This window comes from Confluentibacter lentus (assembly GCF_002806995.1).
GTDB classification, from domain to species: Bacteria; Bacteroidota; Bacteroidia; order Flavobacteriales; family Flavobacteriaceae; genus Confluentibacter; species Confluentibacter lentus.
Genome location: NZ_NIHE01000001.1, coordinates 536954 through 559070, shown reverse-complemented (window position 1 = coordinate 559070; position 22117 = coordinate 536954). Strand labels below are relative to the sequence as shown.

At 34.1% G+C, this 22117-nt stretch carries 22 protein-coding genes; 10 read left to right on the top strand and 12 right to left on the bottom strand.

The features are described from left to right. Window positions 1–103 precede the first annotated feature (103 nt). Both CDH50_RS02450 and CDH50_RS02445 read left to right on the top strand, forming a co-directional pair. A complete protein-coding gene (locus CDH50_RS02450) occupies window positions 104–535 on the top strand; it encodes a deoxycytidylate deaminase (protein WP_100610291.1) in 432 nt (143 codons plus the stop codon). Then, the gene (locus tag CDH50_RS02445) at window positions 535–2124 is read left to right on the top strand and encodes a S41 family peptidase (RefSeq protein WP_100610290.1); all 1590 of its coding nucleotides are present in this window, start codon (window positions 535–537) and stop codon (window positions 2122–2124) included. Before CDH50_RS02450 ends, CDH50_RS02445 begins: the two co-directional genes overlap by 1 nt. A 63-nt stretch (window positions 2125–2187) precedes the next feature. On the opposite strand, the gene CDH50_RS02440 is transcribed toward CDH50_RS02445, so the two are convergent. After that, a complete protein-coding gene (locus CDH50_RS02440; RefSeq protein WP_100610582.1) occupies window positions 2188–2391 on the bottom strand; it encodes a hypothetical protein in 204 nt (67 codons plus the stop codon). A gap of 16 nt (window positions 2392–2407) precedes the next feature. Next, a complete protein-coding gene (locus tag CDH50_RS02435) occupies window positions 2408–2995 on the bottom strand; it encodes a MarC family protein (RefSeq protein WP_100610289.1) in 588 nt (195 codons plus the stop codon). 105 nt (window positions 2996–3100) lie between these two features. Here CDH50_RS02435 and CDH50_RS02430 point away from each other — a divergent pair, with 105 nt between their 5' ends. From CDH50_RS02430 to CDH50_RS02420, 3 genes are all read left to right on the top strand, one after another. Further along, complete coding sequence (locus CDH50_RS02430) at window positions 3101–3667, top strand: DUF3109 family protein (protein ID WP_100610288.1); 567 nt, start codon at window positions 3101–3103, stop codon at window positions 3665–3667. A gap of 291 nt (window positions 3668–3958) precedes the next feature. Continuing rightward, window positions 3959–4939 carry a ribonucleotide-diphosphate reductase subunit beta gene (locus tag CDH50_RS02425; protein WP_100610287.1) on the top strand — a complete coding sequence of 327 codons (981 nt, stop codon included), beginning with the start codon at window positions 3959–3961 and terminating at the stop codon, window positions 4937–4939. 254 nt (window positions 4940–5193) lie between these two features. Further along, window positions 5194–7665, top strand: a complete 2472-nt coding sequence (locus tag CDH50_RS02420) for a ribonucleoside-diphosphate reductase subunit alpha (protein WP_100610286.1) — start codon at window positions 5194–5196, stop codon at window positions 7663–7665. A gap of 75 nt (window positions 7666–7740) precedes the next feature. Here the strand turns inward: CDH50_RS02420 and ppnP are convergent, their stop codons facing one another. From ppnP to CDH50_RS02400, 4 genes are all read right to left on the bottom strand, one after another. Continuing rightward, window positions 7741–8022 carry a pyrimidine/purine nucleoside phosphorylase gene (gene ppnP, locus CDH50_RS02415; RefSeq protein WP_100610285.1) on the bottom strand — a complete coding sequence of 94 codons (282 nt, stop codon included), beginning with the start codon at window positions 8020–8022 and terminating at the stop codon, window positions 7741–7743. Between the two features lie 138 nt (window positions 8023–8160). After that, window positions 8161–8994, bottom strand: a complete 834-nt coding sequence (locus CDH50_RS02410) for an OmpA/MotB family protein (RefSeq protein ID WP_100610284.1) — start codon at window positions 8992–8994, stop codon at window positions 8161–8163. Window positions 8995–9265: 271 nt separating this feature from the next. After that, complete coding sequence (odhB, locus tag CDH50_RS02405) at window positions 9266–10489, bottom strand: 2-oxoglutarate dehydrogenase complex dihydrolipoyllysine-residue succinyltransferase (RefSeq protein WP_100610283.1); 1224 nt, start codon at window positions 10487–10489, stop codon at window positions 9266–9268. Between the two features lie 31 nt (window positions 10490–10520). Next, complete coding sequence (locus tag CDH50_RS02400) at window positions 10521–13262, bottom strand: 2-oxoglutarate dehydrogenase E1 component (RefSeq protein ID WP_100610282.1); 2742 nt, start codon at window positions 13260–13262, stop codon at window positions 10521–10523. Between the two features lie 156 nt (window positions 13263–13418). Here CDH50_RS02400 and CDH50_RS02395 point away from each other — a divergent pair, with 156 nt between their 5' ends. The 4 genes from CDH50_RS02395 to CDH50_RS02380 all read left to right on the top strand — a co-directional run bounded on the left by CDH50_RS02395 (window position 13419) and on the right by CDH50_RS02380 (window position 17028). Then, a complete protein-coding gene (locus CDH50_RS02395; RefSeq protein WP_100610281.1) occupies window positions 13419–13946 on the top strand; it encodes an alpha-ketoglutarate decarboxylase in 528 nt (175 codons plus the stop codon). A gap of 142 nt (window positions 13947–14088) precedes the next feature. Further along, window positions 14089–15537 (top strand): copper-containing nitrite reductase, encoded by a 1449-nt coding sequence (gene nirK / locus CDH50_RS02390; protein ID WP_100610280.1) that lies wholly within the window; start codon window positions 14089–14091, stop codon window positions 15535–15537. A gap of 1 nt (window position 15538) precedes the next feature. Beyond that, window positions 15539–16318 (top strand): formylglycine-generating enzyme family protein, encoded by a 780-nt coding sequence (locus CDH50_RS02385; RefSeq protein ID WP_100610279.1) that lies wholly within the window; start codon window positions 15539–15541, stop codon window positions 16316–16318. Continuing rightward, window positions 16315–17028 carry an SCO family protein gene (locus CDH50_RS02380; protein ID WP_232731938.1) on the top strand — a complete coding sequence of 238 codons (714 nt, stop codon included), beginning with the start codon at window positions 16315–16317 and terminating at the stop codon, window positions 17026–17028. Before CDH50_RS02385 ends, CDH50_RS02380 begins: the two co-directional genes overlap by 4 nt. 6 nt (window positions 17029–17034) lie before the next feature. On the opposite strand, the gene CDH50_RS02375 is transcribed toward CDH50_RS02380, so the two are convergent. The 6 genes from CDH50_RS02375 to CDH50_RS02350 form a co-directional block, all read right to left on the bottom strand. Then, entirely contained in the window at window positions 17035–17493 is a 459-nt protein-coding gene (locus tag CDH50_RS02375) for a cation-binding protein (protein WP_100610278.1), read from the bottom strand. Further along, window positions 17474–18676, bottom strand: a complete 1203-nt coding sequence (locus tag CDH50_RS02370; protein WP_100610277.1) for a hypothetical protein — start codon at window positions 18674–18676, stop codon at window positions 17474–17476. Before CDH50_RS02370 ends, CDH50_RS02375 begins: the two co-directional genes overlap by 20 nt. A 117-nt stretch (window positions 18677–18793) precedes the next feature. After that, window positions 18794–19525, bottom strand: coding sequence for an iron-sulfur cluster repair di-iron protein (ric, locus tag CDH50_RS02365; RefSeq protein ID WP_100610580.1), 732 nt, complete (start codon window positions 19523–19525; stop codon window positions 18794–18796). Window positions 19526–19572: 47 nt separating this feature from the next. Further along, entirely contained in the window at window positions 19573–20007 is a 435-nt protein-coding gene (locus tag CDH50_RS02360) for an RrF2 family transcriptional regulator (RefSeq protein ID WP_100610276.1), read from the bottom strand. A 66-nt stretch (window positions 20008–20073) separates the two neighbouring features. Then, the gene (locus CDH50_RS02355) at window positions 20074–20424 is read right to left on the bottom strand and encodes a hypothetical protein (RefSeq protein WP_100610275.1); all 351 of its coding nucleotides are present in this window, start codon (window positions 20422–20424) and stop codon (window positions 20074–20076) included. Further along, entirely contained in the window at window positions 20424–21398 is a 975-nt protein-coding gene (locus CDH50_RS02350; RefSeq protein WP_100610274.1) for a polyprenyl synthetase family protein, read from the bottom strand. Before CDH50_RS02350 ends, CDH50_RS02355 begins: the two co-directional genes overlap by 1 nt. 155 nt (window positions 21399–21553) lie before the next feature. On the opposite strand from CDH50_RS02350, the gene CDH50_RS02345 reads away from it, so the two are divergent. Beyond that, window positions 21554–22108, top strand: a complete 555-nt coding sequence (locus CDH50_RS02345; protein ID WP_100610579.1) for an RNA polymerase sigma factor — start codon at window positions 21554–21556, stop codon at window positions 22106–22108. The last annotated feature ends 9 nt before the right edge of the window (window positions 22109–22117 follow it).

Sequence of the window (22117 nt, the reverse complement as noted above, 5' to 3'; positions counted from 1 at the left end):
CTATCAAATTTGGTAAAACTTTAACGAACTTGCATTGTAATTAAAATACCAACCATTTATATTCGTTATACAATTTTTTAATAGACTATATTAAATTTTATTAATGTCGGAAACTAAACAATTAAAATATGATAAAGCTTACTTACGGATAGCGCAAGAGTGGGGTAAGTTGTCCTATTGCAAACGCAGACAAGTAGGAGCACTTATTGTTAAAGACCGAATGATAATTTCTGATGGTTATAATGGCACACCATCTGGATTTGAGAATTTTTGCGAAGATGAAGAAGGCTATACCAAATGGTATGTGTTACATGCAGAAGCAAACGCTATTTTAAAGGTAGCAGCTTCTACGCAATCTTGTAAAGGTGCTACATTATATATTACGATGTCTCCTTGTAAAGAGTGCAGTAAACTTATTCATCAAGCAGGTATTGTAAAAGTAGTTTATAACCAAGCCTACAAAGATGATTCTGGTTTACGGTTTTTAGAGAAAGCTGGAATAAAACTTAAATTAATAGAAGATTTAACCCCATAATGCAGTTTCAAAAAAAATATTTGCCCCTTATTTTGGGTGCTGCCATTGCAGCAGGAATTTATATTGGAGGAAAACTAAATTTTATGGATTCTTCCGATAGGCTCTTTTCTAAAAATAGTAAGAAGGATAAAATTAACAGACTCATCGATTATATCGATTATGACTATGTTGATGATATAAATACAGATAGTATTGTAGATGTTACCGTTAATGGGATTTTAGATAATCTCGATCCACATTCCGTTTATATCCCAAAAGAAGATATGGATCGTGTTGCCGAAAACATGAAGGGCGATTTTGTGGGCATAGGTATCAGTTTTTATACTTATAAAGATACTATTGTGGTTATTAGACCCATTGAAAATGGCCCAAGTGCACGAGCTGGTATTAAAGGAGGGGACAGAATTGTTATGGCAAATAATGATTCTTTGACAGGGAAACGATTACAGAATAAAGAAATTTTAGAGAAACTCAAAGGTGAAATAAATTCCAAAGTAAATCTTAAGATTTATAGAAAGGGCGAACCAAAGCTTTTAAACTTCACGGTTAAACGTTCCAACATCCCCATAAAAAGTGTGGATGCCGCTTACATGCTTACAGAAAAACTGGGCTATATAAAAGTAAATCGGTTTGCAGAAACAACCTATCGGGAATTTAAAATGGGTTTAGATAAACTCATTGCTTATGGGGCAACAGAAATAGCACTCGATTTAAGGGACAACCCTGGAGGATTTCTTGGTATAGCAGAACAAATGGTAGATGAATTTTTAGAAGATGATAAACTTATTCTATTCACTAAAAATAAACGTGGGAACATAGAGAAAAGTTATGCTACAGAGAAGGGGGATTTTGAAGATGGTAAAGTGTATGTGCTTATAAATGAAAATTCAGCCTCGGCCAGTGAAATAGTTGCAGGCGCGCTCCAAGATAACGACAAAGGAACTATTGTTGGTCGTCGTTCTTATGGTAAAGGACTTGTTCAGCGAGAAATGGATTTGGGAGATGGAAGTGCCGTGCGTTTAACGGTATCACGTTATTACACACCAACTGGACGTTCTATACAACGGCCTTATAAAAATGGACATAAAGATTACTACGATGATTATTTTTCTAGATTGGAAAGCGGTGAATTACTAGATTCGAAAAAAGTAAAGGTACACGACTCATTAAAGTTTAAAACACCAAAAGGGAAAATTGTATATGGTGGTGGAGGTATTATTCCAGATGTATTTGTGCCTATCGATAATAGTATGCAAAACGAAACCCTAAGCTATATACAACATCGTGGATATATAGCAAACTTTGCTTTTGAAATATTAGAAAAAGATAGAAGAGCTTATGAAGGCATGCCAAAACAAGACTTCATAGAAAATTTTGAAGTTACAGATGATATGGTTTTTAAATTCCAAGAATACTTAAATTTGAGAACGGGTTCTAAAATCACGTTTGTAGCTTATAACGAAGAAGTAAAACATTACATTAAAGCCACCTTGGCCGATCAACTTTATGGTGAAGGCTCTTTTGATGAAATCATGAATCAAAAAGATATTATGATTGAAGAGGTTGTTAAGTTGAGTGAGGGAAATTAGCTTTCTTATTCCTTTTAATACAGACATATCAACACGATTCTTGCTATTTTAAAGCATAAAACACTAACGGTGTTCTTTTACTTTATCTTCAATTCGCTTAGAAATTCTTAATATAAGCATTAAAAATATAGCGCAAAATCCAGCTAGAATGGTTATCAACGCAGTGATGCTTTCACCTTCAAAAGGCGCATTAAAATCTACTTTAGTAAAGTTAAAAACAATTAATACAAAGGCAAGTAAACTGATGATGATGGTTATTATTTTCATGTCTAGATGATATTTTTTATATGATTTCAAATAAAGCTTTAACGTTATGCGCAAATAGTTTAACGGCAATCGCCAACAAAACAACTCCGAACACTTTCCTCACAATGTTGATGCCATTCTGACCCAGAAACCGTTCAATGGATTTGGATGTTTTTAAAACTATAAAAATAACAATAACGTTTAAAATAATGGCGACAATAATGTTTTCCGTTTTAAATTCAGCCCTTAAAGACAATAAGGTTGTTAAAGTTCCGGGTCCGGCAATTAAGGGAAACGCCAAAGGAAATACAGAAGCGGTATCGGCAGTGTGTTCTTCTTGTTTATAGAGGGTAATGCCTAAAATCATTTCTAAAGCAATAAAAAACAAAATAAAAGAACCTGCAACTGCAAAAGAGTTGACGTCGATGCCAATAAGATTTAAAATACTTTTTCCGAGAAATAAAAAAGCAACCATAATGACTCCAGATATGATGGACGCTTTTCTGCTATTTATGTGGCCTACTTTTTTTCGTAAATCTATCACAATAGGAATATTGCCAACAATATCCACTACCGCAAATAAAACCATAAATGCAGTAAATATTTCCCTAAAAACAAGTTCCATAAGGCTTCGTTTTAAATTTTAAGGCAAAGGTCGATAATAATTATAAAACATTCAGCTTATAAATTCAAAGTTTATCTATTTTTGTCCATTCATATTAACGTAATTATGTTCCAATTAGGGAAAACAATCGTTTCAGAAGACATTATAAAAAAGGACTTTGTGTGCAACTTATCGGCATGTAAAGGTGCTTGCTGTGTTGATGGTGATGCAGGTGCGCCTTTAGAAAAAGAAGAAACTAAAATTTTACAAGATATATATCCTAAAGTGAAACCATTTTTACGTCAGGTAAGTATTGATGCGATTGAAGCCCAAGGTACTTTTATAACAACGGAAGATGGTGATTTTGAAACCCCCTTACTGGATGGTGCCGACTGTGCTTATGTTATCTATAATGATAAAAATGTGGCGCTTTGTGCTATTGAAGAGGCTTACAATCAAGGAGAAATCACTTGGAAAAAACCAGTTTCCTGTCATTTATACCCCATACGGGTCACAGATTACACTGAATTCTCGGCGGTAAATTATCATAAATGGGAAATATGTGACGATGCTTGTACGCTAGGAAAAGAACTTCAAGTACCCGTCTACAAATTTGTTAAACAGGCACTCATCAGAAAATTTGGTGAAGATTGGTATATGGAATTGGAAAAAATTGCCGAAACTTACACTTAAATATAACTTCAAAAACATATTTTAACGTTTTATATTTTAATCTTATTTGTTAAAATTAAGAATCGTTATTTTACAGTAGCTAAGCAATTTTTTATTTTTTAAATAATTGATTTTCAGTAATATAAAATTTAAGTAATTATTGTCAATTTTTAAGTTGCCGCTTAGATTTGTTAAAAACTTGTTGACAATGTTTATAACTATGCCTTTCATTTTAACGCTCTTTTTTGAATCTTTGTTAATCCCAAGTCGGAACTAATTTTCGATTAAATTTTCACAAAAAACACATAAAGAATGTCGCAGGCTATTGAACCCATTTTACAAGAAAACAAAGATCGTTTCGTTATTTTTCCAATCAAACATCATGATATCTGGGAATGGTATAAAAAGCAAGAAGCAAGTATTTGGACCGCGGAAGAAATTGATTTGCACCAAGACCTCTCAGATTGGAACACCAAATTAACGGATGATGAGCGCTATTTTATCAAACATGTGTTAGCATTTTTTGCAGCCAGTGATGGTATTGTAAACGAAAATCTAGCAGAGAACTTTGTCTCTGAAGTGCAATATACAGAGGCAAAATTCTTTTATGGTTTTCAAATCATGATGGAAAATATTCACTCAGAAGTATATTCATTATTGATTGATACCTATGTAAAAGATGACAAAGAGAAAGATGAACTGTTTAAAGCCATTGAAGTGTTTCCTGCCATTAAGGAAAAAGCAGAATGGGCTTTAAAATGGATAGATTCTCCAAGCTTTGCTGAGCGTTTAATTGCGTTTGCAGCTGTAGAAGGTATCTTTTTCTCAGGTAGTTTTTGCTCAATTTTCTGGCTTAAAAAACGAGGATTGTTACCAGGTTTAACATTCTCAAACGAATTGATTTCAAGAGATGAAGGGTTGCATTGCGATTTTGCGGTGCATCTACATAATAACCACATAGTAAATAAAGTTTCAAAAGAACGTATTACGGAAATATTAACAAACGCCTTAGATATTGAGCGTATGTTCATTACCGAATCGCTTCCTGTAAGTTTGATAGGTATGAACGCCAAATTGATGACGCAGTATTTAGAGTTTGTAACCGATAGATTATTAGGGGAATTTGGTTGTGACAAAGTTTACAATGCTACAAATCCTTTTGATTTTATGGATATGATTTCATTACAAGGGAAAACCAACTTTTTCGAAAAACGAGTATCTGAATATCAAAAAGCAGGTGTTCTTAATAAAGAAGAAGATAAGGACAAATTTACCTTTGACGCCGATTTTTAATTGAATTTTAAATTCTCAAAGGTTCAATTTTTTGAGAATTCAATTAAAATGATATTTCCATTAACAATGGAAAGTTAATTAAGTTTTTATTAAGTGTAAGTTTAAAATCTGAATTTCAGAATTCATTTTAACCTTATAAAAGTAACCAAAACCAACTAAGTTTCATCTAACTGACCATTAGAGCCCAAACTTGGAATGACCAATTAACCCATTTTCTGAAGGTGTATCAGGAAAACTAAAAAACGTGTAAAGCAATGTATGTATTAAAAAGAGACGGAAGAAAAGAACAAGTGATGTTCGACAAAATCACAGCAAGAGTTAGAAAACTTTGCTATGGATTAAATGAATTGGTTGATCCATTAAAGGTAGCCATGCGCGTTATTGAAGGCTTGTATGATGGTGTAACTACTAGCGAATTGGATAATCTTGCCGCAGAAATTGCTGCAACTATGACTACCGCACATCCAGATTATGCACGTCTTGCAGCAAGAATATCAGTTTCTAACTTACATAAAAACACTAAAAAAACTTTTAGTGACGTGATGCACGATTTATATACCTACATAAATCCAAGAACAGGAAAAGAAGCACCTCTTTTAGCTGATGATGTTTATGAAGTGATTATGGCTAACAAAGATGTTTTGGATTCTACCATCATTTACAATCGTGATTTTGGGTATGATTATTTCGGATTCAAAACCTTAGAACGGTCCTATCTTCTAAAATTAAATGGGAAAATTGCCGAGCGTCCACAACACATGCTCATGCGTGTTGCTGTTGGCATTCATTTAAATGACATGGAATCGGTTATTGAGACGTATGAGCTCATGTCCAAAAAATACTTTACACACGCTACACCAACATTATTCAATTCTGGCACACCAAAACCACAAATGTCGTCTTGTTTCTTATTAACCATGAAAGAAGATAGTATTGATGGTATATATGATACTTTAAAACAAACAGCCAAAATATCACAATCTGCCGGTGGTATTGGGTTGGCAATTCATAACATACGTGCTACTGGAAGTTACATTGGTGGCACAAATGGCACTAGTAACGGCATTGTACCTATGTTGCAAGTGTTTAACGATACAGCTCGTTATGTAGACCAAGGCGGCGGAAAACGTAAAGGAAGTTTTGCCATTTATATTGAAACTTGGCATGCCGATATTTTTCAGTTTTTAGAGTTGAAGAAAAACCATGGTAAAGAAGAAATGCGCGCCCGTGATTTATTTTATGCGATGTGGATTTCCGATTTGTTTATGAAACGTGTACAAGAAGATGGACATTGGACCCTGATGTGTCCTAACGAATGCCCAGGTTTAGATGAAGTACATAGTGAAGCTTTTGAAACCTTGTACATAAAATACGAAACCGAAGGTAAAGGGCGTAAAACCATTAAAGCGAGAGAACTTTGGGAGAAAATATTAGAATCCCAAATTGAAACAGGAACGCCTTATATGTTGTATAAAGATGCTGCCAACCGTAAATCCAATCAACAGAATTTGGGAACCATCCGTTCATCAAATTTATGTACAGAGATTTTGGAATATACCTCTCCAGATGAGGTGGCGGTATGTAACTTGGCATCCATTGCGTTACCTATGTTTGTGAAAGGTGGTGAATTCGACCATAAAGAACTTTTCCGTATTACAAAACGTGTTACCAAAAATTTAAACAGGGTTATTGATAGAAATTACTATCCAGTAAAAGAAGCTGAAAACTCCAATATGCGTCATAGACCCATAGGATTGGGTGTGCAAGGATTGGCAGATACGTTTATACAATTACGTATGCCTTTTACCAGTGACGAAGCCAAAAAGTTAAACCAAGATATTTTTGAGACCCTTTATTTTGCTGCTGTTACGGCAAGTATGGAAGAAGCCAAAGAAGATGGGCCTTACCAAACTTTTAAAGGATCTCCGATAAGTAAAGGCGAATTCCAACATAATTTGTGGGGCTTGAAGGATGAAGAATTAAGCGGCAATTGGGATTGGGATAAATTACGTAAACAAGTCATGAAACACGGTGTGCGTAACTCATTATTAGTAGCGCCAATGCCAACAGCTTCAACATCACAAATTCTTGGAAATAATGAATGTTTTGAGCCTTACACGTCTAATATTTATACGCGTCGTGTGTTATCTGGTGAATTTATTGTTGTGAATAAACATTTATTGGAAGATTTAGTAGAATTAGGTCTTTGGGATGATAGTTTGAAACAAGAAATCATGCGCGCCAATGGTTCTGTACAACACGTAGACATCATTCCGCAACATATTAAAGAATTGTATAAAACGGTTTGGGAATTGAGTATGAAAGACATTATTGATATGTCTCGCCAAAGAGGATATTTTATTGATCAATCACAATCGCTTAATTTATTTTTAGAAGGTGCTACCATGGCGAAATTAACGTCTATGCACTTTTACGCTTGGAAAAGTGGCTTAAAAACAGGTATGTACTATTTGCGTACTAAGAGTGCTGTAGACGCTATTAAGTTCACTTTAGATAAAGCTCAAAAATTGGAGCCTAATGCCGAAGTAGAAGAAGTAATAGATGAAGCACATTTAGCACAACAAAAAAAGTTAGCGGTTAAAGCAGCTACTAAATTTGCCCAACAAAATACGGAAGTAGAACCCATGTCTGCCGAAGAAATGAGAGCCTTAATTGCCCAAGCTAAAGCCGCTGAAGGCGACGATTGCTTAATGTGTGGGTCTTAATTTTTTATTTAAGTGTTTAAAGTTAAAAAGCATCTCGAAAGAGATGCTTTTTTATTATACCTTAATTTGATATACTTATTTATACTGACATAAATAAGACGTTTGTCCAGATACTTTTACCTGAAACTTGTTGTTGGCATCAATTTGGTATGATTCTCCAGCTTTATAGGTTGTCCATTCAGAACTGTTAGGTAATTTAACGGTCATTTCACCTTCTATAACAATCATGGTTTCATGGGTAGAAGTCCCAAATTCGTAATCTCCAGCTTCCATAACACCAATTGTGGATTTTCCTGTTGAAGACGTGTATCCTAAAGATTTAACGTTACCGCCAAAATATTCGTTTATTGAAATCATATGTTCTATTTTTTTGCGAAAATAGAGAACTTAGCTGAAGTAATAAAGAATGGATGAAAGATAATTGTTTAAAAGGCATAAATTTAAAAAGGCACCTTTTAAAAGGTGCCTTTCAGTTATATTATATGATAATTTATATTAATTATTAGAAGCCATTAAAGCAAAAAACTTATCAATGTTGGGAAGAATAACAATACGTGTTCTTCTGTTTCTAGCCATATTTTCTTTTGAGTCATTCTCAACAAGTGGTTGATAACTACTTCTTCCAGCAGCAATCATTTTTTCAGGTGCTACAGCAAATTTTTCTTGAAGTTTTCTAACTACTGATGTTGCTCTTAAAACACTCAAGTCCCAATTGTCTGAAATATTTGCAGTACTTATGGTTCTAGAATCGGTATGACCTTCAACCATAACTTCTAAACTAGGCTCAGAATTTATAACATCCGCTAATTTTTGAAGAATTGTATCTGCTTTAGAACTCAATTGGTAACTCCCGGTATTGAATAACATATTATCGGCAATAGAAATCATAACCACCGTTTCATTAATATCTACCGCAATATCTTCATCTTCATTCATGTTACTGGCACTTATTGTTTTTCCTAAATTATAAGCAATAGCCAAATTCATGGAATCTTTAAGCGTTCTAGCTTGGCTTAGTTTATTGGCATCTACTTTTGTTAATGTTTCTCGCATGACTTTTTTGGAATCGTTCGACATAATTGCCGCATTGTCTCCAACAACTTCATATTTAGAATCGCTTTCTTCTTTTAATGACATAATTTTAGAATTATATTCATCAACGCGAGCTTGGATGATATCAAATTTAGCTTCTAAATCTTCTTTAGCAACTCTGGTTTTTTGTAGTTCACTTTTTATTTCCCCATTTTCTTGCTCTAAGGCTACATATTTCTTTTTTGAAACACAAGAACTTACAATAATTGCAATTAGTAGAATTGAAATTTTTCTCATAATTTTTTAATGTTATTATATTAGACTTAATTTATTTACGGATATAAGTAAGCTTTAGATGTTAAAATATTTTTATAGTAGCACATTTTATGGAGTTTATTTGATATTTTGATGGCGGAATTTATTAATAAACTGACTAAAGCAACTAACACAAAATAACTTAGGTCCGTTTTTGTGGCGATATGTAATTGCACGAGACTATAAATTTTAATCTAAAAAAAATGGTCAGACTTTAAAGTCTGACCATTTTTAAATTATCTAATAGGTGTTATTAAAGTTCTAAAGCTTTTTTAACATCATTATTCATTAATAATTCCACGGGATTTTCTAGAGCTTCTTTAACAGCCACTAAAAAGCCAACACTTTCCTTGCCATCAATAATTCTATGGTCGTAAGACAAAGCGACGTACATAATAGGACGTATTTCAACTTTGCCATTGATAGCAACTGGTCTTTCAACAATGTTGTGCATCCCTAAAATACCACTCTGAGGTGGATTGATAATTGGAGTAGATAACATACTACCAAATACACCACCATTAGTAATGGTAAAAGTGCCACCTGTCATTTCGTCAACGGTAATTTGACCATCTCTAGCACGTAATGCTAAACGTTTTACTTCAGATTCTACGCCTCTAAAACTTAAATTTTCTGCATTTCGTATCACTGGTACCATCAATCCTTTTGGTCCTGAAACGGCAATACTAATGTCGCAAAAATCATAGCTTACCATTTCATTGCCACTAATCATTGAGTTTACAGCAGGATACATTTTTAAAGCTCTAACTACAGCTAATGTAAAGAAACTCATAAAGCCCAAACCAACATTATGTTTGGTTTTAAATGTTTCTTTGTGTTCATCGCGTAAAGCAAAAATAGGAGACATATCTACTTCGTTGAAAGTAGTTAACATCGCTGTTGTATTTTTTGCTTCAACCAAGCGTTCTGCCACTTTACGGCGTAACATAGACATTTTACTTCTGTTAGCACCTCTGCTTCCGCCTGTAGGAGTTCCCATAGAAGGTACTGCGCTAACAGCATCTTCTTTAGTTACTCTACCATCTTTTCCTGTTCCAGAAATGGTAGATGCACTGATGCCTTTTTCAGCTAGGATTTTCTTAGCAGCAGGACTAGCAGAACCTGTTGCGTATGTTTTAGTTTCTGCAGTCACTGGTTTAGAGGCTTCAGCTTTTGGAGTTTCAGCTTTTGGAGCCTCTTCTTTCTTTTCAACTTTAGGCACATCACCTTCTGGTTTTGCTGCACTAGTATCAATTAAGCATACAACGGCACCAACAGCCACAGCGTCACCTTCTTCAGCCTTAAGTGTAATAATTCCACTAGCTTCTGCAGGAAGTTCAAGGGTTGCTTTATCACTATCTACCTCGGCAATGGCTTGGTCTTTTTCTACATAATCTCCATCTTGTACAAGCCATGTAGCTATTTCCACTTCTTTAATGGATTCTCCCGGCGAGGGCACTTTCATTTCTAAAATCATTCTTTATAATTTTAATTATATTATAATATTTTTAAACTATATCAAAAACAGCATTAATAACCGCTTGTTGTCTTTTTTTGTCTCTTGTGCTAGATCCTGGGGCAGGCACAGAGCTATAAGGTCTTGCTAACACATCTAACTTAACTAAAGTCAGACGCTCTACAATATAACTCCATGATCCCATATTTCTAGGTTCTTCTTGAGCCCAAATGTATTTTTCAACATGAGGATATTTATTAATAACATTCTGTATTTTATCTAGATGTAATGGAAATAATTGCTCTATTCTTACAAGTGCTACATCATTTCTTTCCAGTTTTTCACGCTGAGCTTCTAGGTCATAGTAAAACTTACCTGTACAGAACACTAATTTTTTCACATTTTCAGGTTCTAAAACATCATCAATAACTTCTTGAAACCTGCCATTTGCCAATTCATTAATTGAGGAAACCGCTTTAGGATGTCTCAATAAACTTTTTGGAGTGAAAACAATTAAAGGCTTTCTGTAATCGCGTTTCATTTGACGACGCAATAAATGGTAAATATTTGCTGGAGTTGTACAATTTGCCACAAACATATTATCGTTAGCACATAATTGTAAATAACGTTCTATCCTTGCAGATGAATGTTCTGAACCTTGACCTTCATAACCATGAGGCAATAAGACCACAATACCGTTTTGGGTTTTCCATTTGTCTTCTGCGGCCGATAAATATTGGTCGAAAATAATTTGAGCACCATTACTAAAATCACCGAACTGAGCTTCCCAAATGGTTAACGTATTTGGATTTGCCATAGCATAACCATAATCAAAACCAAGAACAGCATATTCAGACAAAAGGGAATTATAAATATCCATTTTACCTTTATTCTGCGGATTAGTATTTAATAAGTTGATACGTTCTTCAGATATTTCATCACGTAAAATAGCATGACGGTGGCTGAATGTACCACGTTCAACATCTTGCCCTGAAATACGCACATTAAAACCTTCTTCAAGCAAACTACCATAAGCTAAGGTTTCTCCCATACCCCAATCTAAGGTATCGGTTTCAAAAACCATACTGGCTCTTCCTTCTAGAATTCGTTCTGCTTTTTTAACAAATTTTACACCTTCAGGAACCGTTGAAACTACCTTAGCAATATTTTTTAATTTATCTGATGGGTAGGTGGTATCCTCGCCTTCCAACATAGTATTTAAACCACTTCGGGTAAAGCCTTGCCAACGTTCTTGCATGAATTCCCTAACTTTTGAAGCGTCTAATTCTTTCGATTTGGTATATTCACTTTCTAAAGTATTCTTGAATTCTTCATTGATGGCTTGAACATAAGCTTTGTCAATGGTGTTTTCTGCAATTAATTTTGAAGAATATATTTCAAAAGGATCTGGATGTTTTGCAATGGCTTTATATAAGTTAGGTTGCGTAAATCGAGGTTCATCACCTTCATTATGGCCATATTTTCTATATCCTAATAAATCTATATACACATCTTTTTTATAGCGCATTCTATAGTCTAACGCCAATTCCACAGCATGTACAACAGCTTCAGCATCATCTGAATTTACGTGGAGCACAGGTGACAAAGTTACCTTAGCAATATCAGTACAATAGGTGCTTGAACGGGCATCTAAATAATTGGTCGTAAAACCAATTTGGTTGTTAACCACAATATGTATGGTTCCTCCTGTTTTGTAACCATTGAGCTGACTCATTTGAGCTACTTCATACACAATACCTTGTCCTGCAATAGCAGCATCACCATGTACTATAATCGGCAATATTTTAGAATTGTCGCCATCATAATCACTATCAATTTTTGCTCTTGTAATACCTTCTGCTACAGATGCAACGGTTTCTAAGTGTGATGGATTTGGTACCAAATTCATCTTAATGTTTTTACCATTTTGATAGGTTTTATCTAATGTTAACCCTAAATGGTATTTTACGTCACCATCTATATGTGCATCTTCAAAATCTTTACCATCAAACTCGCTAAAAAGCTCATGAGCTGGTTTTCTGAATATATTTATAAGCGTGCTCAAACGGCCGCGGTGCGCCATTCCCAAAACACATTCTTTAACTTGATATTTTTCAACAGCGTAAAATAGCGTGTTGCTAATGGCTGGAATTAACGATTCACCACCTTCTAAAGAAAAACGTTTTTGTCCAACGTATTTTGTCTGTAAAAAGTTCTCAAAAGTGACGGCTTGGTTTAATTTAGAAAGGATGTATTTTTTCTTTTCTGCCGAAAAATTGGGCTGGTTATCATTTAAATTAAGTTTGTCTTGCCACCATTTGATAACATCTGGATTACGCAAATACATATATTCCACACCTATAGAGCTACAATAAATACGCTCTAAATGCTTAACAATTTCACGTAATGTTTTAGCACCAACACCTAATACTTCTCCTGCATTAAAAATAGTGTCTAAATCATTTGCTGAAAGTCCGAAGTTTTCAATTTCTAAAGTTGGGGTATAGCTTCTTCTATCGCGAACTGGATTTGTTTTTGTAAACAAATGTCCGCGCATTCTATAGCCATCTATTAGTTTCAGAACTTGAAATTCTTTTTCTAATTTTTCAGGAATTTGAGTTGATACACCTTCAACAATTTCACCGGTTAAACCATAACTCTCGCTACCAAAGTCGTAACCTTGAAAAAAGGCTCTCCAACTTGGTTCCACAGAATCTGGATTTTGTAAATATTGATCGTATAAATCGGCAAAATATGCCGTATGTGCTGCGTTTAAAAATGAAAATTTATCCATTATAATTAATACTTCAGAAAAGTGATTTCAAAATTTCGTCAAAAATACAACTTTTGCTAAAAATAGAAGTTTCTTTTAATATATTTATAAGAGTTTTAGATTCCTTTTCATCAATAAGTTAGTGATTTCGTTAATTTATTATAAAATTGCAATTCAATGAATAAAAAAATAGTAATTCGCAAAAAAGCAACCTTTATTTTTATCCTTTTTTTTGGTTTTAATAATTTAGTGCAATCCCAACAGGTCAATGATTTTTGGAGTCATGTGCGTTTTGGCGGTGGCATTGGATTGGGTTTTGGAAATGGTTTTTTTAGTGGAACTTTAGCCCCAAGTGCCATTTACGAATTTAATGAAACTGTTGCTTTGGGTTTAGGATTGAATGGAACCATTAACAACAGAAAAGGTTTTTATAAGTCGACTATTTATGGTGGAAGCGTCATTGGTTTGGTAAATGTTATTCCAGAATTGCAACTTTCTACTGAATTTGAAGAACTTAGAGTGAATAGGAAATATGACGCTGTTTATAATCTTCAAGACGATAATTATTGGTCACCTGCATTATTTTTAGGTTTAGGTTATAGGAGTGGTAGCGTTACTTTCGGTATTAGGTATGATGTTTTATATGATGAAGAGAAGAGTATTTATGCCGATCCTTGGATGCCGTTTGTTAGGTTTTATTTTTAATGTTCTTAGTTATTAAAAGTGACAAATATCATATTTAGTAACTTTACTATTAATTATTTTTGTTAAAACAAATAGGATAAAATTGTCTTATTTATAAATATGTTGATATCTAAATTATTAATACTAAACGAAAACGATAAAAATGAAACAATCAAATTTCCTATTCGGGTTTTCAATAGCCAGCATGCTATTTTTAACATCTTGTTTCGATAACAAAGAAACGGTTTCCGATAACGCAGCAGACATTCCTGTTAACAGAGAAATGCTTGCAGAATTAACCTCACCGCCACATGTACCAACGCCAGTTGGAAGTAGAAAAGCAAAAAAACTCATCGTAAAAATGGAAATTCTTGAAAAAGAAGGTGAAATGACCGATGGTGTAACCTATGTATATTGGACATTTGGAGGTACGGTGCCTGGTAGTTTTATTAGAACACGAGTAGGTGATGAAGTGGAGTTCCATTTACAGAACCATCCAGACAACAAGTTGCCCCACAATATAGATTTACATGCAGTGACTGGCCCAGGTGGTGGAGCGGAGTCTTCTTTTGTCGCTCCAGGACACGAAAAAGTATTTTCATTCAAGACCTTAAATCCCGGGTTGTATGTTTACCATTGTGCTACTGCACCTGTAGGCATGCACATTGCTAACGGTATGTATGGTTTAATTTTAGTGGAGCCGGAGGGTGGTTTACCGCTAGTAGATAAAGAATATTATATTATGCAAGGCGATTTTTATACAAAAGGTGCTAATGGTGAACGCGGGTTGCAACCTTTCGATATGCAAAAAGCTATTGATGAAAAAGCTGATTATGTTGTTTTTAATGGAAAAGTTGGCGCACTTACTGGCGATAATGCCATAACAGCCAAAGTAGGGGAAACGGTTAGGCTTTTTGTGGGTAACGGAGGTCCAGGATTGGTATCATCCTTTCACGTTATAGGGGAAATATTTGATAAAGTCCATGTAGAAGGAGGTGATGTAATTAATGAAAATGTGCAAACAACTTTAATTCCTGCTGGAGGAGCCGCTATAGTGGAATTTCGTGTAGATGTACCAGGCACATTTATCCTCGTTGACCACTCTATTTTTAGAGCTTTCAATAAAGGTGCTTTAGGCATGTTGAAAGTAGAAGGAGAAGAAGATAAAAAAATATACTCTGGAGAAATACGTGACGATATTTATTTGCCTGAAGGACCGGGCATCCAAAGCATGCCAACTACAGATGAAATTGTAACCTCTGAAATTCCTGCTAAATCTTTTGAAGAACAAATGGAATTTGGGAAACAAGCCTATATGCAAACCTGTTTTGCTTGTCACCAAGGTGAAGGACAAGGAGTTCCTAATGCCTTTCCACCATTGGCAAAATCCGATTACTTAAATGCAGATGTCGATAGAGCCATCGGCGTTGTACTTAAAGGTTTAACAGGCGAAATCACTGTAAACGGTAAAAAATATAATAGTGTTATGACACGACAATCGTTATCATCCGATGACATTGCCAATGTATTAACTTATGTATATAATAGTTGGGGCAACTCCAAAAAAGTAGTCACCAAAGCGATGGTAGACAAAGTTAAAAACAGTAAATAAAATGAAGAACCATGCCTTTAGAATATTGCTTGCTTTATTTGTGTTTCAAACATTTGTTTTTGCACAGTCTAAAGGCATGGTTTCTATAAAAGGGAGTCGTTATATTCCATTGTACGGAAGAGATTCTACCGTTGTTGAAGTAAAGGATTTTGAAATGGATATCTATCCTGTTACAAATGCAGAATATGTTGCTTTTGTTAAGAAATATCCGAAGTGGCAAAAATCGAAAGCCATCAAATTATTTGTGGATGGGAGCTATTTAACCAATTGGAAAAACGATTTTGCACTTAGAGATTCTGAAAAGCCCAATAGTCCAGTAACCTATGTGTCTTGGTTTGCTGCAAAAGATTATTGTGAATGTCAAGGCAAACGCTTACCAACCGTTGACGAATGGGAATATGTTGCTATGGCAGATGAAACCACCAAAGATGCTCGCGTTAAACCATCATATAACGAACAGATTTTAGCTTGGTATGAAGCACCGCGCTCTAACGAAAATACCATTGGGATGAACCCGAAGAATGTTTGGGGCGTTTATGATTTACATGGGTTGGTTTGGGAATGGACTTTAGATTTCAATTCGATTTTAATAACTGGAGAATCTAGGAAAGATGTAGACAAAGACAGTAGTCTTTTTTGTGGCAGCGCATCTTTGAATGCTACCGATTTAATGAATTATGCCGCTTTCATGCGTTATGCCATTCGTGGTAGTTTAAAAGCCAAGTATTCCATGAAAAACTTAGGATTTCGTTGTGTAAAAGATATAAATAACTTAAAATGAAAACATTAAAATATACTATAGTTGCTCTGCTAGTTTTTGTTGCATTTCAAAGTTGTAATTCAGATAAAAAATCAAAAGGGAATATTACTGAAGTATATCAGTGCCCTATGCAATGTGAAGGCGATAAAACATATAATGGAAAGGGAAGTTGTCCTATTTGTAAAATGGACTTAGCGCTTGTTGAAAAGAACTCGAAATTAGGAGAGGATGATAGTGTTTCAGAAGAATCCATCTTCAATCTAACGTCTACATGGCATAACGAAGAAGGGGAAGCATTTCAGCTTAAAGATTTAAAAGGAAAGACTTTGGTAATGGTGATGATTTACACCTCATGCAAAGCTGCTTGTCCCCGATTGGTTGCGGATATGCGTAACATTGAATCTCAAATTCCTGACGAAAAGATAAAAAACATGCAGTTTATTATGGTAAGCATTGACCCAGAAACCGACACGCCTGAAAAACTAAAAGCCTTTGCCAAAGAAAACTTTATGGACGACGCACATTGGACTTTTTTGCAAGGTACCGAAAGTGGTGTTCGTGAGTTTGCCAATGTGTTATCGGTTAAATACAAAGAAATATCCCCCATAGATTTTTCACATTCCAATATCATTTCTGTATTCAATCCGCAAGGCGAATTAAAGCATCAGCAAGAAGGTTTGGGAGTTGATAATAAAGAAACCATTGCGTCTATTATGGAAGTGACACCTTAAAAAGTTTTATTTCCAAAATTCATCATCTAGCTTATCTACAAAATCAGTTTCTTGATGAATTTTTTCTATGTCCACTAATTGTAATTCAGTGGCAACTTTTTGAATTTCTTGAAACAAAACGCGTTCTTCAAATCGGATATGGGCATCCAGCACTTCTTCAATCTTACTTAAAGCCATTTCTATATTGTCATCTGCAAACAAACGCCTTAAAAGTTTATGGTCTGCCAATGCTTTTTTAACAAACTCATTATTTGGTTCTAAAACTGAAAAAACATACTGTTCTTCCATTTCAAAATGTGAAGTTAAATGCGTTTTAAAAAACCAATCCGCATACATCTTAATGCGTTCTGGTGCTATATTTTTGCTAAATCCAGCTCTAATTTTCCATGATAATAATAAACCATGGTGATGCTCTCTGCTTAATGGTTGTAATGCTTTGTGACGTTTAAGTGGTTTTTGGGACATTTTCTTGAGTGTTTAAAATATTATAAATGAGGCATCCAACGCCTAAAGGCAATAACATACTGCATAAGAATAGTATTAAGTAATAATTGGGTAGCAGACCTATTCCAAAATAAAAAAAGCCTCCTTGAATCAATAAAATAAGTTCTGTTAATACAAAACCTAGGATAAAGGCATACATTCCGAAAGTTAGTGTTTTAGAATGCTTTATCAAGTTGTTTTGGAATAAAAAAGCAAATAAAAATCCAGAAATAACACCTAACATGGTTAAATGGATGAACCCAATGACGAAATTTCGATGTTGGTATGCTAAGTTTGAAACTTCAGGAATGAATGATGCCGATTGCAACACAATCTTAAGGACAAAACAAACCAATGCAAACACATACATATATTTTGTAATAGTTGCTTGCGTTTGAAGCAGCTTTTTTAATGGAGATTTTACAATGATTACAAAATAAAATAAGGCTGTTAATTGGCAAATAATACCAATACCGTTAATCCATAATAAAATTGGATTTGGCGCAAACCAATTTATGGGCAATGCAAAAGTGAGAATGATTGAAATGATTAAAAATTTAAAAAACAATCGAAATTGTTTGGGATCTTGAAGTTGTAACTTATGAAAAAACACCGCGATAACAGCCAATAAAAACCATCCGTTGAATTGAAAATGTAAAAAGAACTGAATAGCTATTTGATAAAATGCCGATGCTTGCCCAAGCATAGCGACTGCTGGGCCCAAACACCAGACGCCAATAGTGGAAACTAACATGAAAGCTAATGCCATTTTAAGTAAACGACTTGTTCCTTTATGGTTGGTTTTATGATGTTTGAAAATTAAATAGGCAAAATAGTAACTACAAAAAATATGCAAGGTTGAAAAGGAAATGGAAATCGCTGCATACCCTTGAAAAGGAAAACTAAATAACATCCCAACCACAGCCAATTGGGTTACCCAAAACAAACGATTATAAATAGGCTTTTTATTAGGAATAAAGTAGTGAATTATTAATATATAAAGCATTAAATACACCCACCCCAGCATAGCAACATGCGAATGTGCATGCGTTAAAAAGCGATAATTAATTTCTATGGGTTGTACAAAAGCATAACGCAATAGTAACCCAAAAACCGCTGCTATGAAAAAGTTAAGTAAACACACTAAAACAAGTTTTTTAGGCATTCAAATCATTTTAAGTTAAACTTGAATATAACATAAAAATTCCGAAAGACACAAAAAGTAATCTTTCGGAATTTTTTTCATTAACAAAATAAGAACTGTAAATTTTGCTTAAAACCATTAACTAAATTGTTGCTCTAACTTGATAGCTTCAGGAAATAAAATATTATTTTCTAAATGAATATGTAAATGCAAGTCTTGCTCAAACTCGTTTAGCATGGCAAAGGTAACTTTATACGTGTTACAACCATCGGCTGGTGGAGTGTAGTTATTGGTTAGCTCTGCTATTTTCCTGAAACGATCTCCTTCATTTTCGTGTTCTTGCATCATCATGACAATTGGATTTTCAACTGTCCCAAAGGCTGGCGATGGCACAGCGCTATTTTCTAATTTTGCCTTTACCATTTTTTTAACAAACGGAAAAAGAATCAATTCTTCTTTCTTCATGTGTGATGCCAATTCACCCGAACAACCCAGAAACAGTTCGTTGATTTCAAATAATTCAGGATGTCTTTCGCCATGAACTTTACATAACTTATCTAAAAACTGTTTTAATATCGGAATTTTTTCTTCCACATATCGATGGTGTTTTTTTTCGATATACTCGGCCAATAAGTCTATAGGCCATGATTTATAATCAATCGTTTGGTCTGTTTTAGAGTTCAAAACCGCCTTAAGTTCATCTACTAAAATATTGTTGTCAATACCTTTTTTTGAGCAAGCTTCTTCAATGGTTTTGTTGCCATTGCAACAAAAATCAATTTTATATTTTGAAAATACCGCTGCGGTTCTAAAATCTTCGGCAACAAATTGCCCTATCTGTTTTTGGGTGTTTTTACTTATTGTTTCCATAATACGGTTTATTTCGGATATATTTATCCTATTTATATTCAAATTTTTTAAGCCTTTAAAAATGAAACGCCCGATTTAATATCCAAGGCAAGATCTTCTAAGCTGGTGTTTTCTAACATCTGTTTTAGTTCATCCCTAACATTTTTAAATTTCTCGTGTACAGGGCAAGGATGGTTTTCATCACACTTTTCTAAACCTAAACCGCATCCGTTATAAATGTTGTCGCCATCAATGGCCTTTACAATTTGCGATAGCTTAATGTATTTAAGTTCATTTTTGTTAACCTCGAAACCGCCATAAGCACCTTTTACAGAATTAATAACCTTATGTCTTACCAAAGCTTGTAAAATTTTTGCTGTAAAAGCCTGCGGTGAGTTAATTTCCTTAGCTATCTCCTTTGGACTAACACGCTTGCCTTCATACGAATTTATCGCAATGAAAATAGACGCTTTAATACCATATTCGCATGCTTTTGAAAACATATTAATAATTTAATGGTTACAAATATAAGACATATTTTTAAATAGGACAAATTTATCTTATTTAATTTATTTGTACTTGTTTTTAAGATAAACCTTTTGCCATTCACGTTTCAATATTAAAAATGAAACATCTTCAGAGAGTTGAAATGTATCGTTGCCATCTAAAGCTTTTATTTTGTTTTCTGGCACATCAATAATGTAAAGAAGGTTTAGGTAATCGGTAAATTTTTCTTGAATAAGCTTATAAATGGTTTCGTGAAGTAGTAGTTTTAAACTTGTGGGCAAAATGTCTTCATGAAAATCTAACTCAATATTAGCTAATTTAAAATCCTTATTCAGCTGAAGAACCAATTTGTTGTATAGATTTAATTGATTGGCTTCATTAATTAAATCTTCAAGGGTCGCAGGCAATTGCATTATATTGTTCTGTTCATTAATTGATTGCCAAATGCTTTTAAAAGGTCTTTTTTATCTTCGGAAATGTTCAAAGACTCTAAAACTGAAAAAGCCTTATTGGTATAATTTTTAATTTCTTTTTGAATGGCTTCCGCCGACCCCGTTGTTAAAAATAGCGTTTTAACTTGCTCTATTTTGTAAAGGTTGTCAATAGGCTTTTCATTAAATAACTTTAACAAATATACTTTTTCGCTTTCTGTAGCAAACTCTAAAGCTTTTAGATAAAGGTATGTTTTTTTGTTTTCAATAATGTCGCCACCAACTTGTTTTCCAAAGGTTTTTGGGTCGCCAAACGCATCCAGGTAATCATCCTGTAACTGAAAAGCAATCCCTAAATTTTTGCCAAATTCATAAATACGGTCTTGGTCTTTTTCTAAAGCATTTGCTATAATAGCGCCCATTTGCATAGCAGCACCAAGCAAAACAGCTGTTTTAAATTCAATCATCTTTAGATATTCAGGAATGGAGACATCATTTCTGGTTTCAAAATCCACATCGTATTGTTGGCCTTCACAAACCTCTAATGCTGTTTTTCCGAATAATTTTGCCAATGCTTGAAATGTTTCTGGCTCATAATTTTCAAATAATTGATAGGCCATAATTAACATGGCATCACCAGAGAGTATACCAGTATTGATGTTCCATTTTTCATGAACGGTTTTTTGTCCGCGACGTAAGGGCGCATCGTCCATAATATCATCATGTACCAAAGAGAAATTATGAAAAACCTCAATACTTAATGCGGCGCTTAATGCTTTTTTATAATCGCCATTAAAAATATCTGCAGTCAGTAATGTTAAAACAGGGCGTAAACGCTTGCCTCCCAAGTTCAAAATATACGCAATGGGGCTGTAAAGGCCTTTAGGTTCTTTTACAATTGAATAGTTGTTTAGATATTCAATAAATTCTTCTTGATATTTTTCTATTGAAAGCATGAAGCAAAAATACATGAAAAGCCTTAATAATAACAAGCTAATTATTGTTTGAACTACAAAATAACACAAAGACTTCTTTTAATTTTACAAATAATTTAAAGTAAAACACGGTTTCATTCGTCTTATACTATATGAGGCCACCAGAACCCTTTACTATGTCCAAACAAGAAAAGGAACATATCATTTCGCATACCGTAAACAAGTATGGCGAAAAGCTTATGACTTTCATAAAACCGAAAGTTAGAAGTGCAGAAGATGCAGAGGATATTTTGCAGGAAGTTTGGTTTCAACTTAGCAATCTTACCAATATATCGGACATAGTAAATATTAGTAATTGGCTGTTTTCGGTGACCCGGAATAAGATAACTGATAATTACCGAAAAAAGAAAACAAAAAATTTAGAAGATTACACTTATGAAGACGACAATGAAACCTTAATGATTAAGGATATTTTGTTGATGGACTCAGAATCTACAGAACTAAAACTTTTTCAAGAAGATATTTGGCAAGCACTTTTAAACGCGCTTGATGAACTTCCTGAAAAACAACGTTTGGTATATGTAGAAAATGAGTTTAACAACAAAACACTTCAACAAATTGCTGACGACGAAGGCGAAAACATCAAAACCATTATAAGCAGGAAATCTTATGCCGTAAAGCATTTAAGGCTCAAACTTAAACTATTATACGAAGACTTAAACAACGATTAAACGAAATAT